13 protein-coding genes and 2 tRNA genes are annotated in these 16192 nt (G+C 74.7%); 10 read left to right on the top strand and 5 right to left on the bottom strand.

Going from position 1 to position 16192, the window contains the following annotated elements:
* The first annotated feature begins 20 nt into the window (after positions 1–20).
* On the top strand, positions 21–1253 hold the full coding sequence (locus MF406_RS13030) for an IS110 family transposase (protein WP_242894505.1): 1233 nt from the start codon (positions 21–23) through the stop codon (positions 1251–1253).
* 184 nt (positions 1254–1437) lie between these two features.
* Here MF406_RS13030 and MF406_RS13025 read toward each other — a convergent pair whose 3' ends face one another.
* Entirely contained in the window at positions 1438–2232 is a 795-nt protein-coding gene (locus MF406_RS13025) for a DUF4352 domain-containing protein (protein WP_242894503.1), read from the bottom strand.
* Positions 2233–2628: 396 nt separating this feature from the next.
* Between MF406_RS13025 and MF406_RS13020 the strand changes: the two genes are divergently transcribed.
* Together MF406_RS13020 and MF406_RS13015 are read left to right on the top strand one after the other, a co-directional pair.
* Positions 2629–3783, top strand: a complete 1155-nt coding sequence (locus tag MF406_RS13020) for a sensor histidine kinase (RefSeq protein ID WP_242894491.1) — start codon at positions 2629–2631, stop codon at positions 3781–3783.
* A gap of 50 nt (positions 3784–3833) precedes the next feature.
* Complete coding sequence (locus MF406_RS13015; protein WP_242894488.1) at positions 3834–4520, top strand: response regulator transcription factor; 687 nt, start codon at positions 3834–3836, stop codon at positions 4518–4520.
* Between the two features lie 119 nt (positions 4521–4639).
* Here the strand turns inward: MF406_RS13015 and MF406_RS13010 are convergent, their stop codons facing one another.
* Together MF406_RS13010 and MF406_RS13005 are read right to left on the bottom strand one after the other, a co-directional pair.
* The gene (locus MF406_RS13010) at positions 4640–5914 is read right to left on the bottom strand and encodes a heparan-alpha-glucosaminide N-acetyltransferase domain-containing protein (protein ID WP_242894485.1); all 1275 of its coding nucleotides are present in this window, start codon (positions 5912–5914) and stop codon (positions 4640–4642) included.
* A gap of 237 nt (positions 5915–6151) precedes the next feature.
* Positions 6152–6697, bottom strand: a complete 546-nt coding sequence (locus MF406_RS13005; RefSeq protein WP_242894482.1) for a hypothetical protein — start codon at positions 6695–6697, stop codon at positions 6152–6154.
* Between the two features lie 697 nt (positions 6698–7394).
* Between MF406_RS13005 and MF406_RS13000 the strand changes: the two genes are divergently transcribed.
* Positions 7395–8168 carry a fumarylacetoacetate hydrolase family protein gene (locus tag MF406_RS13000; protein WP_242894479.1) on the top strand — a complete coding sequence of 258 codons (774 nt, stop codon included), beginning with the start codon at positions 7395–7397 and terminating at the stop codon, positions 8166–8168.
* A gap of 36 nt (positions 8169–8204) precedes the next feature.
* On the opposite strand, the gene MF406_RS12995 is transcribed toward MF406_RS13000, so the two are convergent.
* Positions 8205–9383 carry a MalY/PatB family protein gene (locus MF406_RS12995; protein WP_242894476.1) on the bottom strand — a complete coding sequence of 393 codons (1179 nt, stop codon included), beginning with the start codon at positions 9381–9383 and terminating at the stop codon, positions 8205–8207.
* Positions 9384–10095: 712 nt separating this feature from the next.
* On the opposite strand from MF406_RS12995, the gene gltX reads away from it, so the two are divergent.
* From gltX to MF406_RS12975, 4 genes are all read left to right on the top strand, one after another.
* A complete protein-coding gene (gltX, locus tag MF406_RS12990; protein ID WP_242894459.1) occupies positions 10096–11616 on the top strand; it encodes a glutamate--tRNA ligase in 1521 nt (506 codons plus the stop codon).
* A 110-nt stretch (positions 11617–11726) separates the two neighbouring features.
* Positions 11727–12611, top strand: a complete 885-nt coding sequence (locus MF406_RS12985; RefSeq protein WP_371744493.1) for a putative protein N(5)-glutamine methyltransferase — start codon at positions 11727–11729, stop codon at positions 12609–12611.
* Between the two features lie 166 nt (positions 12612–12777).
* Positions 12778–12849 (top strand) — tRNA-Gln (locus MF406_RS12980).
* Between the two features lie 201 nt (positions 12850–13050).
* Positions 13051–13123, top strand: a tRNA-Glu gene (locus MF406_RS12975).
* Between the two features lie 65 nt (positions 13124–13188).
* Here MF406_RS12975 and MF406_RS12970 read toward each other — a convergent pair.
* A complete protein-coding gene (locus MF406_RS12970; protein ID WP_242894456.1) occupies positions 13189–13911 on the bottom strand; it encodes an IclR family transcriptional regulator in 723 nt (240 codons plus the stop codon).
* Between the two features lie 74 nt (positions 13912–13985).
* On the opposite strand from MF406_RS12970, the gene leuC reads away from it, so the two are divergent.
* Together leuC and leuD are read left to right on the top strand one after the other, a co-directional pair.
* Positions 13986–15419, top strand: a complete 1434-nt coding sequence (leuC, locus tag MF406_RS12965; protein WP_242894453.1) for a 3-isopropylmalate dehydratase large subunit — start codon at positions 13986–13988, stop codon at positions 15417–15419.
* Positions 15420–15429: 10 nt separating this feature from the next.
* On the top strand, positions 15430–16110 hold the full coding sequence (leuD, locus tag MF406_RS12960) for a 3-isopropylmalate dehydratase small subunit (protein WP_242894451.1): 681 nt from the start codon (positions 15430–15432) through the stop codon (positions 16108–16110).
* Positions 16111–16192: the final 82 nt, after the last annotated feature.

Below are 16192 nucleotides of genomic sequence, written 5' to 3'. Positions count from 1 at the left end.
GACTGGTGGAGGTGGTTGTGGTGGAGACGCTGGTGGAGCGGTGCGCGGGTCTGGACGTGCACAAGGACACGGTCGTGGCGTGCGTGCGGATCACGACCGGCACGGAGGTGCAGACCGAGACGGCGACGTTCGGGACGATGACGAAGGACCTGCTGGCGCTGCGGGACTGGTTGACGTCCTTCGGGGTGCTGCTGGTGGGGATGGAGTCCACCGGGGTGTACTGGAAGCCGGTGTACTACGTGCTGGAGGACGCCTTCGGGTGCTGGCTGCTCAACGCCCGGCACCTGCGCAACGTCCCGGGCCGCAAGACGGACATGGCCGATGCGGCGGGGATCGCCCAGCTCGTGGCGCACGGGCTGGTGCGGCCCTCCTTCGTCCCGCCGAAGGAGATCCGGGAGCTGCGGAACCTGACCCGGTACCGCAAGGCCCAGATCGAGGAGCGGGGCCGGGAGGCCCAGCGGCTGGACAAGGTCCTGCAGGACGCCGGGGTGAAGCTCTCCTCGGTGGCCACCGACATCCTGGGGGTCTCCGGGCGGGCGATGCTCAGGGCCCTGGTTGGCGGGGCGCCGGACCCCGGCGCGCTGGCGGACCTGGCCAAGGGGCGGCTGCGGTCGAAGATCCCGGCCCTGCGCGAGGCGCTGCGGGGGCGCTTCGGTGCCCAGCACGCCCTGGTCGTGGGGGAGATCCTGGCCAAGCTGGACTACCTGGACGAGACGATCGAGCGCCTGTCGGAGGCGATCGATGAGGTGATCGCCCCTTTCGCCCGCCAGCGTGACCTGCTGGCCACCGCCCCCGGGATCGACAAGCGCACCGCGGAGGGGATCATCGCCGAGATCGGGGTGGACATGAGCGTCTTCGGCGACGCCGAGCACCTGGCGTCCTGGGCCGGGCGCTGTCCGGGGCAGCACGAGTCCGCCGGGAAGTCCCGGTCGGGGCGGACCCGCAAGGGCAACAAGTGGTTGCGGACCTACCTCCACGACGCCGCGACCGCGGCGGTGCGGACCAAGGCCTCCTACTCCGCGGCGCAGTACGCCCGCATCAAGGGACGCCGTGGCCACGCCAAGGCCCTGGGCGCCGTCCAGCACTCCATCCTGGTCTCGGTCTTCCACATGCTCGACCGGGACCAGCCCTACCAGGACCTCGGCGCCGACTACTTCGTCCGGCGGCACAGCCCCGAACGCCGCGCCAAGCGCCTCATCAACGAGCTCACCGCCCTGGGCTACAAGGTCACCGCGGAGGCGCCAGCCGCATGACGTCACCTTGGTTTCACCTCAGCGTCCTTGCGGCTTCCGACTCGACCTTGATCGGGAGAAACCCCTCGGTTCTCTCTCTGAAGGATGTCGGCATCTCCAACATGTCGGGCTCCGGAGCGGAATGCTTCTCTGACCGTCCACCGGCCCGGCCGGTGCAGGACCGGCCGGGCCGATGTCCCCCGCTCTACTCCGCCAGGGAGACGGTCACCCCGCCGGAGAAGGCCGAGTCGTGCAGCTCGAGGCTGGTGGGCACGGCGTCGACCGGGATGTCGAAGACGATCGTGCCCGTGACCGTGTTCCCCGGGTTGATCTCGTTGACGAAGGTGTCGTCGCCCTCCAGGTAGATGCTGGCCATGCTGTCGGCGGCGTGCTCCCGGCCCTGCTCGTCCACCAGCGTCTGGTTGTCGGCGAAGAAGGTCTGCGGCTCCTCGCCGATGTTGGTGACGGTCAGGTCCACCAGGACGAACTGGCCCTGAGCCTGCTCACCGAGCATCTCGTCACCGATCTGCCCGACGCCGGGCTGGACCGCGGTGACGGTGAACTCGAACTTCCCGTCCCGCACCGGCGTGGCCAGGCCAGGTGCCTCCGGCGCGGCCGATTCCGGCGCGGCAGCGTCCGCCTCGGCCGCGTCCTGCTCCTCGGCCGGGGCCTCCGGCGCCGCCTCATCAGCAGGCGCCTCCTGGCCGGGCGCCGTCGTGCCCGCGGTGGGGTTGTCGTCGTCGCCGCCGCCGCCGAGGGCGTTGACGAGGATGACCAGCACGATGATGGCGAGCAGGCCGGTGAGGATCTTGTGCCGCGCGAACCAGCTGCGCCGCCGTTCCGGGCGGGGACCGGGGCCGGTGGGCTGCGAGTACTGACCGGTCGGTGCGTACTGGCCGGTGGCGTAGGCGTCCGGACCCTGGGGGTTGAAGGTCTGGCCGGGCATGGCCTGGTGGGCGGCGCCGTCGGACCGGGGGCCCTGCGGAGGTGTGGTGCTCATGGCGTCTCTCCTTGTTCGTGGACGTTCTCGGAAGGTCGGCACAAGCCAACGCCGGCGCGGCGGTCAGCCACATCGCCTGGTCAGCCGGAGCGCGGCAGCCGGTCGGGGGAGGGGAAGGCGCACACGGCCGGCCGATCGGGGGAACCGGGTGTGGGCGGGGCGCCCTACCGTGTGGCCATGGATGGACCTCCGGAGCCCGCGGCGGTGCCGGGCGCCCCGGCGTCCAGACCAACCGCCCCGGTGTCAGGTCAGCGCGCCCGTGCGTCGGACGCGCCCGGCGCGGCTGCGGGCCCACCCGGCCAGACGCCGGCCCCGCCAGCCGCGGCACCGGCACCCACCGAGGCCGCGCCGTGGTGGCGCACCGCGCTGTACCTCCCGGTGTGCGCGATCGCCTCGGTGACCACGACCGCCTACTCCGGGCTGACCTCCGGCGACCGCGGCTGGCAGCTCCTGCTGGCGCTGGTGGCGCTCGGCGCCGGGCTCGGCGTCCCCGTCCTGCTCTTCTGGCGCCACCGCTACCCCTACGCGGTGACGCTCGTGGCCGCCGCCGTCGCCGTGGTCCTGCCGATCGGTTCCTGGACCGCCCTGGTGGCCCTGGCCGGCCTGGTCTCCCGCCGGCGCGGCGAGCAGGTGTGGTGGACGGCCGGAGCGGTCACGCTGGCCACGGCGGTGTCCGTGGCGAGGGACGCCAGGGGGCCGGACACCGCCTCGTCGTTGCTCAAGACCGTGATGGGCCCTGCGTCCGTCGGCGCCGAGCCCGTCCAGGTGGTCCTGGCCTGGTGGGTGGTGCCGGCGGCGGTGGCGCTGGCGATGGGGGTGGCCGTCGGCGCCGGGCTGCTCGTGCGGGCCAGCCGGGAGGCGCACGCCGCCGCCCGGGAGGCCAGCGTGGAACGTGCCACGACCGACCGGCTGGGCGACCAGCTGGCCCGCCAGCAGGAGCGCGAACGCATCGCCCGGGAGGTGCACGACGTCCTCGGGCACCGCCTCTCGCTGCTCAACCTGCACGCCGGGGCGGTGGCCACCCGGGCCGCCCACGACCCCGAGCTGGCCGAGAGCGCCGAGCTCGTGCGGTCGATGGCCGCCCGGTCGATGGAGGACCTGCGCTCGCTGCTCGCGGTGCTCCGCGAGCCCCTCGGCACCGCGCCGGCGGCACCGGAGCTGTCGCTGACCGACCTGCGCGGGGTCATCGAGGAGACGGCGCAGACCGGCGCGCCGGTGACCTCCACCGTCTACCTCGACGGGGCCGAACAGGCCGGGCCGGCGCTGTCCCGCGCGGTGTACCGGATCGTCCAGGAGCTGCTCACCAACGCCCGCAAGCATTCCCCGGGCCAGCCGCTGCGGCTGGACGTCTCCGGGGGGCCGGCTGACGGCGTGCACATCGACGCCCGGAACCCGTACGTCGGGCCGGCGGACGGGGCAGGCGGTCAGGGCCTGCGCGGCATGGCGGAACGGGTGGAGCTCCTCGGCGGCCAGCTGACGTATGGCCTGGACGACGACGGTCGCACCTTCCGGGTCACCGCCTGGCTGCCCTGGGAGACGAGCGACGGCTGAGCGCCGCCGCACCGCTCCGCGTGTCGGCGGTCGCGCCTAGCATCTGGGGCATGGACCGGCCGCACCGGGTGCTCCTCGTGGACGACGACCCGCTCGTCCGCCGCGGGCTGCGGCTCATCCTCACCAGCACCGAGGACATCGAGGTGGTGGGCGAGGCCGGTGACGGGGACGCCGCGGTCACCGCCGTGCAGGCCCACGCCCCCGACGTCGTCCTGATGGACCTGCGGATGCCGGGCACCGACGGCCTGACCGCCACCGAGCGCATCGTGGCCCTGCCCAGCCCGCCGTACGTCATCGCCCTGACCACCTGGGACGTGGACGACGCCGTGCTGCGCGCCATCACGGCCGGCGCGGCGGCTTTCCTGCTGAAGTCCGCCGCTCCGGCGGAGATCATCGGGGCGGTCCGCGCGGTGGTCGCCGGCGACTCGGTGCTCTCCCCGCGCAGCACCCGGCAGGTGCTCGACCACCTCACCCGCGAGCGGGGGCACCAGGAGCAGGAGGAGGCCGCCCGGTCCATCGCCCGGCTGAGCGACCGGGAGCGGGAGGTGGTCGTCGCCGTCGGGCACGGCCTGTCCAACGGCGAGATCGCCCGCCAGATGTTCCTCGGCGAGGCGACGGTCAAGACTCACCTGGCCGCGGCGCAGGCCAAGCTCGGGGTCCGCAACCGGGTGGCGCTGGCCGTGCTGGCCGAGCGGGCCGGGCTGCTCCGGTCGGGCGGCCTGCCGGGCCACGGCTGACAAGGGCGGTCGGGGAGCCTCCAGCGCGAGGGGCTCGACGTCTGCTGCGCGCGCAGGCGGGCGGACGACCACGCCACCACAGGTGGGGACTCAGGCAGGAGGTGTCGCCGGAGCCCGCGTCACGGGCCGGGGGGTTCGTTACTGCCGAGAGCGTGGCTGGTCGGCGACGCTGCCCGGGATGACGGGCCCGCGCCGGCGCCTGGGACGGCGGTTCCCGCGCCACCGGCCGGGACGGTAGGCCCGGCGCCGGAGCCAGGGCCGAGCGGCGGGACGACGGCGCGGACGGCCCCGCGTACCAGGCGCTCCAGCGGGCCCCGGCCGAGGAACCGGCGCCACAGCCACGCACCGGCCAGGGCGACCAGCACGAACCAGCCGAGCACGGCGTTGGACTCCGGGTACCACACGACGTCGTTGCCGAGCAGGAAGATCGCGACGATGTGCACGGAGTACACGGTCAGCGACAGCGCCCCGGCGGCCGCCACCGGCGCCAGGACGGCCCGGGCGGCCCGGCCGACGACGGGTGCGGTCGTGGCCAGCAGGCACAGGCCGATGACCGCCAGTGACGTGCCGCAGTTGCCCAGCACCTCCAGGGTGGAGTCGTCGTGAGCCTCCGCGCTGAGCAGCCGGCGGGTGAGCGGGGCGGCGTCGGGACCGAGCGCGTCCAGCCCCAGCCGGGAGGTGCCCCAGCCGAGGGCGGCGAGGCCGGCGCCGGCGCCGACCAGCACCAGCTGGGTGCGCGTGCGGGCGAGGTCGCTGCGGCCGACGGCGAGCCCGGCCAGGACGTAGGCCAGGTACACCAGGGCGGGGTAGGCGCCGGTGACGAAGACGTCCATCGGCAGCTCGACCGGGTCCGCCATACCGGTGAGGCGGGCCAGCGGGCTCGGGTCACCGGCCGCCGTCGGCGTGGTCAGCAGGAACAGGACGGTGGGGGAGACGACGACCACCACGGCGGCGGCGGTCAGCACCCAGCGCCGCGCCAGCCCGAGGAACGGGGTGGCCAGGGCGAAGGTGGCGGCGTAGGCGGGGAGGATCACCAGGACCGGGGTCCCCAGCGCCACCAGGAACACGCCGATGACGAGCAGGACCGCGGCCCGGACGAAGACCGCCAGCCGGGCCCGGACCAGGGCCAGGGCGGCCGGCGGGGTGCGGCGGCCGTACGACAGCGCGAGGGACACCCCGGCCAGGACGGCGAAGAGGGCGGCGGAGCGCCCGTCGGCGACGACGAACCAGGCCGGGTCGTGCTCGCCGTCCGGGCCGTCGTCGCCCAGGTGCGCGACGAACATCCCCAGGATCGCCAGCCCGCGGGCGACGTCGATCCCGCCGAGCCGGCCGGCGCGGGCGGGGCGGCCCGGGACCGTGAGCTCGGGCGCGCCGGCTGCGGTGGGTCGGCTCATCCGGGAAGCGTAGACGCGCGGGTCCGCCTCCCGCTCGGGGCGCCACCGGGCGGGGCACGCCGGGTGGGCCGTCGGGAGGGGCCCGGCGTCAGGCGGTGCCGGCCGTCAGATGGTGCCGGTCCTCAGGCCGGGCCGACCACCGCACGACTCTGGCCACCGCAGACGGCAAGCACCGGGGCCGGACGGCGCGGTGCGCCCGCCCCCGGTGCCTGACGACGGCCTACCTCGGTGGCCGCCTCACCAGAAGTGGGCGACGTCCACCACGAGCCGGGAACCGGTGCCCGGGCCGTCGAGCACGAAGACCCGGAACGGCAGCCGGGCGCGCACGCCCAGCCCGATCGAGGACGAGCCCTCGAAGGAGCCGCCCCAGGCGAGCTGGCGGAACGTCTGGTAGCCCATGACGTTCCTGAGCTCACGCGGGTTGGCGGGGGCGTAGGTGGGGTTGCCGCTGGCGTCGTACGCCGGGGCGTGGGCGGTGACGGCCAGGTCGGCGGCGCCGCGCAGCGGGATGGCCGCCCCCGACCCTTCCGCGGCGAACTGGCTGACGTACTGCACCGAGTAGCCGGTGACGTCGCCGCGGAAGTCCACGACCATGCGGTCGTAGCAGGTGTGCCGGCCGGTGCGGACGTTCGTCAGCTGCGCGGCCGAGAGGCTCCCCGCCTGCTTGGCGAGGGAGCCCCAGTGGATCCCGCAGTACGGCGTCGCGGCCTGGGCGGCGCCGGCGGGGACGAGGAAGGTCAGCCCGAGCACGAGGGCGAGCAGGTACTTCGTCAGACGCCTCATGGCGTTCTCCTGTGTGCGGTGAGGAAGGTGAGGAACCGGGCCGCGGCCGCGGCCCGCTGGCGCCCGCCCGGTGGTCGGACGGGCGAGGGCACCAGCACGGGGTGGTGTGGTCCGGCGCCGCGCCGGGTGCCCAGACAGGGCGGGGGGCCTCACCCCTCGCCGGTGCGGCTCGTGGGGATCCGCTCGGCGTGCGCCGACAGCGGGCCAGCGAGGCTGGACCGTCGGGAACGGGCGGACGTCACCGTCCGCGCATCCTCGAACGGTACGCGCGGGCCGCGGACGGGGGAACGGGCCGACGGCGACGAATCGGTAACGAATGCCGGGGCGCGTCCACGAGCGGCTCGGCTGAGACATGCTCCGCCGCTATCGACACCCGTCCGTGTGGTACTTGTGGCCCCTTTGACGGCGGCTGAAACCGCCACAAGTACCACACGGACGCGCGGCGTCTCACCGGCAAGGCCCGCAGACCGGTCAGCCGCTCAGGCGCCGGCTCGTCACGCGATGCCCTGGTCCCGATGCCCTGGTCCAGGACGCCCATCCACCCCCGTGAACCCACCCCGTCACCATCGTTCCGAGCCCCACAACACCTTCCGTTCCCGGCGTCCCGGCGGGGGTGCGGCACGACGGCGGTCGGCCCAGCGTCCGCAGCGCCTGCCGCCGTCGGGCGGCCCGCCGCGTCCTGACTACGGTTGGGGCCATGCGTATCGCACGGTTCAGCGCGGGGGAGGACCCCCGGTACGGCGTCCTCGACGAGGAGGCCGACGAGCTCGTCGTCCTCCGGGGCGACCCCATCTACGGCGGCCTGGACACCACCGGGGAACGGGTCCGGGTCGAGGACGTGCGGCTGCTCTCCCCGGTGATCCCGCGGTCGAAGGTCATCGGCATCGGCCGCAACTACGCCGCGCACGCCACCGAGATGGGCAACGAGGTCCCGGCCGAGCCGCTCGTCTTCCTCAAGCCCAACACCGCCGTCGTCGGCCCCAACGACCCCATCGTGCTGCCGCCGTACAGCCAGGAGGTGCACCACGAGGCCGAGCTCGCCGTCGTGATCTCCCGGCTGTGCAAGTACGTCCCCGCCGAGCGGGCCGGCGACGTGATCTTCGGCTACACCGCCGCCAACGACGTCACCGCCCGGGACGTCCAGCGCACCGACGGACAGTGGACCCGGGCCAAGGGCTTCGACACCTCCTGCCCGCTGGGGCCCTACCTGGCCGTGGACATCGACGTCAGCGACCTGGCCGTGCGGGCCCGGGTGGACGGGGAGCTGCGCCAGGACGGGCGGACCTCCCAGCTGGTCCGCTCGGTGCCCGAGCTGGTGGCGTATGTGTCCTCGATCTTCACGTTGCTGCCCGGCGACGTCATCCTTACCGGCACCCCGGCCGGTGTTGGGCCGATCGACGTGGGCCAGCGGGTGCAGGTCGAGGTCGAGGGCATCGGCACGCTGGACAACCCGGTGGTGCGGCGGGACTGACCGGCGGCGGCCCGGCGCGGACGGCGGGCCCGGGGGTCAGCCGTCGCGGCGCTGCTCCGCGACCGCGGCGCCCATCTGCGTCACCATCGTCCGCAGCAGCGGGCGCGGGGTGGCCATGACCAGCCGGACGAACCCCTCGCCCGCCGCCCCGCAGGCGGCCCCGTCGGTGAGCGCCACCCCGGCCGCTTGCCGGAAGAACTCCGCCGGCGGCGCGGGCAGCCCCAGGCCGCGGCAGTCCAGCCAGGCGATGTAGGTGCCCTCGATCCGGCTGAGCACCGCGCCGGGCAGGTGCTCGGCGACGAGCTCGGCGAGGGCGTCCCGGTTGCCCCGCAGGTACGCCAGGACCTCCGCCAGCCAGCCGCCGTCGTCGGTGTAGACAGCGGTGGCGGCCCGGGCACCGAGCAGGCCGACGGTGTCCCCGGCGTCGACGCTGTACGGGGCGAACGCGGCGGCGTCGGCGTCGTTGGACAGGATCATCTGGGCGCACTTCAGGCCGGGGACGTTCCAGCCCTTGGAGGCGGCCACCGCGGTGACGGTGTGCGCGGCGGCGCGCTCGTCGACGGCGGCGTACGGGACGTGCCGGACGTCGTCGAGCAGGAGCGGGGCGTGGATCTCGTCGGCGAAGACCCGGCCGCCGTGTCGGTGCACGACGTCGACGACGGCGAGCAGCTCCTCCCGGGTGAGGACGCGGCCCACCGGGTTCCACGGGTTGCACAGCACCAGCAGGCCGGCGCCGGCGGCGAAGGCGGCGTCGATGCCGGCCAGGTCCAGGGTGTACCGGCCGGCGGCGTCCGGCCGGCAGGGCACCTGGACGACCTCCCGGTCCGCCGCCCCGGGCACGGTGAGGAACGGCATGTACGCCGGGGTGGGCACGATGACGGCCGAGCCGGGCGGGGTGAAGTGCCGGATGGTCGCGCGGAGCACCGAGAGGACGTCCGGGACCAGGTGGACCCGGTCGGCGGGGACGTGCCACCCGGTGGTGCGGCCCAGCCAGCCCGCGGTGGCCTGGCGCAGCGCCGCCCGCTCCGGCCCGGGCAGATAGCCCAGCGCGCCGTCGTCGGCCGCGCGGCGGACCAGGTCGCGCACCACCGGCGGGACCCCGAAGTCCATCTCCGCCAGGAAGGCGCCGAGGCAGTCCGGGAAGGTCGTCCACTTCATCGACCCGGCCCGGCGCAGGTCCTCGGCGGTGATGCTGTCGAAGTCGACGGCGGTCACGGGGCTCCTCTCCATGCGCCCAGCGGCGGGCGCCGGTCGGTGGTCGGCAGCAGGGTCTGGTTCGCCTGCCGGGTGCGGGTGGCCGGCGGGACCAGGGTGGTTATTCTTGCACAGAGGGCGCCAGTGCCTTGCTGGGCCTTGTTGGCGTTGCCACAAGCTGCTCGAACTAACAGGAGACGAGGGCTGATTTACTACTTGGTGGTGGCCGCTCGCACATTGTGCTTTGTTGTGCTCTGCGCCTGGGGATTCTTGACAGGTTCCGTTGTCGCCGCAGTGGTCGGCGGTCTCGGTGCAGTGCTCAGCGGAGTTGAGATATTTCTCCAAGCCAAGCACAAGCCGGATCGATCCTGACGCCGGCCGTACCAGCTTTCCCGGGCCGGATGCCACTGAGCACGGGATCCGACACGTCGCGCGGCCAGCGATCCGCAAGATCCTCCTCTTGACCAGCGCCAGCTCGACCAGGGGCGGAGGTGGTTCTGTGGTGCGGGCGGCGCCCCCGCGAGCGCCGGTCGCCGCGGCCCGCACCCGGTCAGGAGCACCCGCTCCCGCGCGACGGCGTTGCGGCTGCCGCCTCGGCGGCCGGCCGGGTGCGGCGCCCGCGACCGTACCGCGACCGGGCCGCCCGGCAGCGGCGGCAGGCCCGCCGCGCCGTCGTCCTCGGCCCAGACCGCGGCCAGGCCGCCCGGCAGCCCCCGACTAGGCTGGGCCGATCATGACCGACTCCACCGCCCCGGCCACCGGCTCCGCCGTCCGGGTCCGCTTCTGCCCCTCGCCCACCGGCACCCCGCACGTCGGCCTCATCCGCACCGCGCTGTTCAACTGGGCCTACGCCCGGCACGTGGGCGGCACGCTGGTCTTCCGGATCGAGGACACCGACCCCGCCCGGGACAGCGAGGAGAGCTACCGCCAGCTGCTCGACGCGCTGCGCTGGCTCGGCCTGGACTGGGACGAGGGGGTGGAGGTCGGCGGCCCGCACGGGCCCTACCGGCAGTCCCAGCGGATGGAAATCTACGCCGACGTCGCCGCCCGGCTGCTGGAGGCCGGGTACGCCTACGAGTCCTTCTCCACCCCCGAGGAGGTCGAGGCCCGCCACCGCGCCGCCGGCCGGGACCCCAAGCTCGGCTACGACGGGTACGACCGGGACCTGACCGCCGAGCAGCGGGCCGCCTACCGCGCCGAGGGCCGCGAGCCCGTGCTGCGGGTGCGCATGCCGGACACCGACGTCACCTTCACCGACCTGGTCCGCGGCGACGTCACCTTCAAGGCCGGCTCGATCCCGGACTTCGTCATCGTCCGGGCCAACGGCTACCCGCTGTACACCCTGACCAACCCGGTCGACGACGCCCTGATGGGCATCACCCACGTGCTGCGCGGGGAGGACCTGCTCTCCTCCACCCCCCGGCAGGTGGTGCTCTACCAGGCGCTGCTCGACCTCGGCATCGCCACCGTCCGCCCGGTCTTCGGGCATTTGCCCTACGTGATAGGCGAGGGGAACCGGAAGCTGTCCAAGCGGGACCCGGAGTCCAGCCTGTTCCTGCACCGTGAGCGCGGCTTCGTGCCCGAGGGGCTGCTGAACTACCTCGCCCTGCTCGGCTGGGGCATCTCCCCGGACAACGACATCTTCAGCAAGGAGGAGATGGTCGCGGCCTTCGACGTCGCCGACGTCAACCCGAACCCGGCCCGGTTCGACCTGAAGAAGGCCGAGGCCATCAACGCCACGCACCTGCGTCTGCTGGAGCCGGCGGACTTCCGCGACCGCCTGGTGCCCTACCTGCACGCCGCCGGGCTGGTAGCCGCCGCGTCCTACCCGGACCTGCCCGCCCGCCAGCAGGAGGTGCTGGACCAGGCCGCCCCCCTGGTCCAGGAGCGGATGACCCTGCTCGGCGAGGCGCCCGGAATGCTCGGCTTCCTCCTGGTCGACGACGACGACCTCGTCGTGACCGAGGACGCCCTGGCCGCGCTGCGCCAGGAGGCGCCGGAGGTGCTCGACGCCGCGGTCTCCGCCCTGGAGCCGCTGACCTCCTTCACCGCCGACGTCGTGGCGGAGGCGCTGCGGGCGGCAGTGGTGGAGGGGCTGGGCATCAAGCCCCGGTTCGCGTTCACGCCGCTGCGCACCGCGGTCACCGGCCGGCGGGTCTCCCCGCCGCTGTTCGAGTCCATGGAGATCCTCGGCAAGGACTCCTCCCTCGCCCGGCTCCGCGCCCTGCGCGCGCGGCTCGGCGCCGCGGCCTGAGCCGGCCGGTGCCGGGCGACGACGGGGCCCGGCCGGGGTCGTCGGCACCCGGGTCGACGGCGCCCGGACCGGTAGACCCGGAACCCACCGGGTCGGCGTCCCGTGGACCGGTGGACCCGGGGCCCGCCGGCGGTTCGCCCGCCTCCGCGCCACCGGCCGACGTCGCCGCGCTCGCCGACCGGCTGCGCGCCGCGGGCTGCGTCTTCGCCGAGGAGGAGGCCGCCCTCATCCTCGACGCGGCGGCCACGCCGGCCGACGTCGACGCGCTGGTCCGCCGGCGGGTGGCCGGGGAGCCGCTGGAGCACGTGCTCGGCTGGGCCGAGTTCTGCGGGCTGCGGGTGGCCGTCGGGCCCGGCGTCTTCGTCCCGCGCCGGCGCACCGAGCTCCTCGTGCGCGAGGCGGCCCGCCTGGTGCAGGCCGACGCCGGCGCCCGCCAGGTGCAGGCCGACGGCGGGACCCACCCTGCCGCGGCCCCGGCGCCCGTCGTGGTGGACCTGTGCTGCGGCACCGGTGCGCTCGGCATGGCCCTGGTCGCGGCGATCGGCGGGGGCGAGCTGCACGCCGTCGACAACGACCCCGCCGCGGCCGCCTGCGCCCGCACCAACGTGGCGGCCGTCGGCGGCACCGCCTACCTCGGTGACCTCGACGCCGCGCTGCCGGCCCGGCTCCGGGGCCGGGTGGACGTCCTGCTCGCCAACGTCCCGTACGTCCCCACCGCCGACCTCCGCCTCCTCCCGCCGGAGGCCCGGGTGCACGAGCCCCGGGCAGCGCTCGACGGCGGCGCGGACGGCCTCGACCTGCTGCGCGCCGTGGCGGCCCTGGCCCCGGGCTGGCTCGCGCCCGGCGGCCACCTGCTCGTCGAGGCCAGCGAGGACCAGCGGGATGCCGCGGTGGCCGTGGTGGCCGGTGCCGGGCTGGCCGCCACCGTCGCCGAGGACCCCGAGCGCGGCGCGGTCGCCGTCGTCGGGACGGCGCCGCTGCGGGTACCCCGATGACCGGGGCTGAGTCCGGGCCGGCTCCGCGATCGGCCCCGCGGCCGCCGTCGTGAGGTCAGTCACCAAGGCCCGACGGCAGTTGGCCGGCCCCGGGGCGCTCGGGTAAGGTCTTGCGTCGGTGGAACCGCCCCGACGCCGTCCGGCAGGGGAGGCGGGGATACCCCCTTGGGGTATGGTGTAATCGGCAGCACGACTGATTCTGGTTCAGTTAGTCTAGGTTCGAGTCCTGGTACCCCAGCGGACGGCCGCGCCGCTTCCCGCGCTGACGCGGTCGAGGCCTCGCCACCTAACCGGCCGTCGAGCCGACCCGGTCCGGTGACGGGGAAGAACCCGCGCTGTGCACGAGTTCACACCGGCGCCCGGCGGGCGGGGTCGAAGTCGGCGGGCAGCCTCTGGTAGCGTTCCACGAGCCGCCGCGAGGTGGCAGACAACAGAACAGGCCCCCATCGTTTAGTGGCCTAGGACACCGCCCTCTCACGGCGGCGGCGCCGGTTCGAATCCGGCTGGGGGTACGACGAGAGAGGCTCCCACCCGGTGCGGGTGGGAGCCTCTTCGCTGCCCGGGTGCCGCTCTTGGATCAGCCCTGGTCCGTGCGCCCGAGCACCTGGGTGAGGCGGTTGGCGGCGGCGACGACCGCCGCGGCGTGCAGCCGGCCGGGCTGGCGGCCCATCCGCTCGATCGGCCCGGAGATGGACACCGCGGCGATCACCCGGCCCGAGGGGCCGCGCACCGGCGCGGACACCGACGCCACCCCCGCCTCCCGCTCGGCCACCGACTGCGCCCAGCCCCGGCGGCGCACCGCGGAGAGCATCGTGGCGGTGAAGCTCGCCCCGTGCAGGCCTCGGTGCAGGCGGTCCGGCTCCTCCCAGGCGAGCAGGATCTGCGCGGCCGACCCGGCGTGCATGCTCAGCGTGGCGCCCACCGGGATGGAGTCGCGCAGGCCCACCGGCCGCTCCGCCGCGGCCACGCAGATGCGCTGGTCGCCCTGCCGGCGGAAGAGCTGGGCGGACTCGTTGGTGTGGTCGCGCAGGGCCACCAGCACCGGCCCGGCGGCGGCCAGCAGCCGGTCCTCGCCGGCGGCGGAGGCGAGCTCGGCCAGCCGCGGGCCGAGGATGAACCGGCCCTGCATGTCCCGGGCGACGAGCCGGTGGTGCTCCAGGGCGACGGCGAGGCGGTGCGCCGTCGGCCGGGCCAGGTGCGTGGCGGTGACCAGCTGGGCGAGGGTGGCCGGCCCGGCCTCCAGCGCCCCGAGAACGGTGGCGGCCTTGTCAAGGACGCCGACTCCGCTAGAGTTGTCCATGCAGCGATACTGGCATCTCAGGGACTGAGACCGCAAGTGTCCCGGCGGAGGACGGCGGGGCGGAGGGAGTGGCGATGAGCGGCACGCTGGCCGAGAAGGTGTGGGACGCGCACGTGGTGCGCCGGGGGACCGACGGCGCCCCGGACCTGCTCTACATCGACCTCCACCTCGTGCACGAGGTCACCAGCCCGCAGGCGTTCGAGGGGCTGCGGCTCGCCGGCCGGCAGGTCCGCCGGCCGGACCTGACCATCGCCACCGAGGACCACAACACCCCCACCCTGGACATCGACCGGCCCATCGCCGACCCGACCTCGCGCACCCAGATCGAGACCCTGCGCCGCAACGCCGCCGAGTTCGGCGTCCGGCTGCACTCCCTGGGCGACGCCGACCAGGGCATCGTGCACGTCGTCGGCCCCCAGCTCGGCCTGACCATGCCCGGCCTGACGGTGGTCTGCGGAGACTCCCACACCTCCACCCACGGCGCGTTCGGTGCCCTGGCGTTCGGGATCGGCACCTCCGAGGTCGAGCACGTCCTGGCCACCCAGACCCTGCCGCTCGCCCCGTTCAAGACCATGGCGATCAACGTCAACGGTGTCCTGCCCGAGGGCACCACCGCCAAGGACATCATCCTGGCGGTCATCGCCAAGATCGGCACCGGCGGCGGCCAGGGCTACGTCCTGGAGTACCGCGGCGAGGCCATCCGCAGCCTCTCCATGGAGGCCCGGATGACCATCTGCAACATGTCCATCGAGGCCGGCGCCCGGGCCGGGATGATCGCCCCGGACGAGACCACCTTCGCCTACCTGAAGGGCCGCCCGCACGCCCCCGCCGGCGCGGACTGGGACGAGGCGGTGGCGTACTGGCGCACGCTGCGCTCCGACGACGACGCCGTCTTCGACGCCGAGGTCACCCTCGACGCCGCCGACCTGGAGCCCTTCGTCACCTGGGGCACCAACCCCGGCCAGGGCCTGCCGCTGTCCGCGGCCGTGCCCGACCCGGTGGACATCGCCGCCGAGGACGAGCGCGCCGCCGCCGAGCGGGCGCTGGAGTACATGAACCTCGTCCCGGGCACCCCGCTGCGCCAGATCGCCGTCGACACCGTCTTCATCGGCTCGTGCACCAACGGCCGGATCGAGGACCTGCGCGCCGTCGCCGGGATCCTGCGGGGCCGCACCAAGGCCGATGGCGTCCGGGTCCTCGTCGTGCCCGGCTCGGCCCGGGTCCGGCTGCAGGCCGAGGCGGAGGGGCTGGACCAGGTCTTCCTGGACTTCGGCGCCGAGTGGCGCAACGCCGGGTGCTCGATGTGCCTGGGCATGAACCCCGACCAGCTCCGGCCCGGGGAGCGGGCGGCGTCGACGTCGAACCGGAACTTCGAGGGCCGCCAGGGCAAGGGCGGGCGCACCCACCTCGTCTCCCCGCTGGTGGCCGCCGCGACGGCGGTGCGCGGCACCCTCTCCGCCCCGGCCGACCTCGCCCCGGTCCCCGCACCCGTCCCCGTCGGCGCCTGAGGAGCCCACCATGGAGAAGTTCACCACGCACACCGGGGTCGGCGTCCCGATGCGCCGCAGCAACGTCGACACCGACCAGATCATCCCGGCCGTGTACCTCAAGCGGGTCACCCGCACCGGGTTCGAGGACGCCCTGTTCGCCGCCTGGCGCGGGGACCCGGAGTTCGTCCTCAACGACCCCGCCTACGCCGCCGGGTCGGTGCTGGTGGCCGGGCCGGACTTCGGCACCGGCTCCTCCCGCGAGCACGCCGTGTGGGCGCTGAAGGACTACGGCTTCAAGGTCGTCCTCGCCCCGCGGTTCGCGGACATCTTCCGCGGCAACGCCGGCAAGCAGGGGCTGGTCGCCGGCGTCGTCACCGCCGAGGACGCCGAGATGCTGTGGAAGGTGCTGGAGAGCGCCCCGGGGACCCAGGTGACCGTGGACCTGGAGGCCCGCACGGTGCTGGCGGGGGAGTTCCAGTGCACCTTCCAGATCGACGACTACACCCGCTGGCGGCTGCTCGAGGGGCTGGACGACATCGGCCTGACCCTGCAGCACGAGGCGGACATCACCGCCTACGAGGCCACCCGCGCCGCGTGGCGGCCGCGGACCCTGCCGGCCCGGCACCTGCCGCCGGTGCACGTGATGGCCGCCCGGCCGGTGACCGACACCGCGCACCTGCCGGCGCACGCCGACGCGCCGCTGGCCTGAGCCCGCCGACGGCGGCCGGCCGGGTTTGCGGGGCGGATGCGGCCACCGTCGTCCGCCAGCCGGCCTTGCCGGCCGGCCGCCG

Origin of the sequence: Georgenia sp. TF02-10 (assembly GCF_022759505.1) — a bacterium.
GTDB lineage: Bacteria > Actinomycetota > Actinomycetes > Actinomycetales > Actinomycetaceae > TF02-10.
Note: the sequence above shows the minus strand (reverse complement) of the source record. Positions and strands in the feature narration are given on the sequence as shown.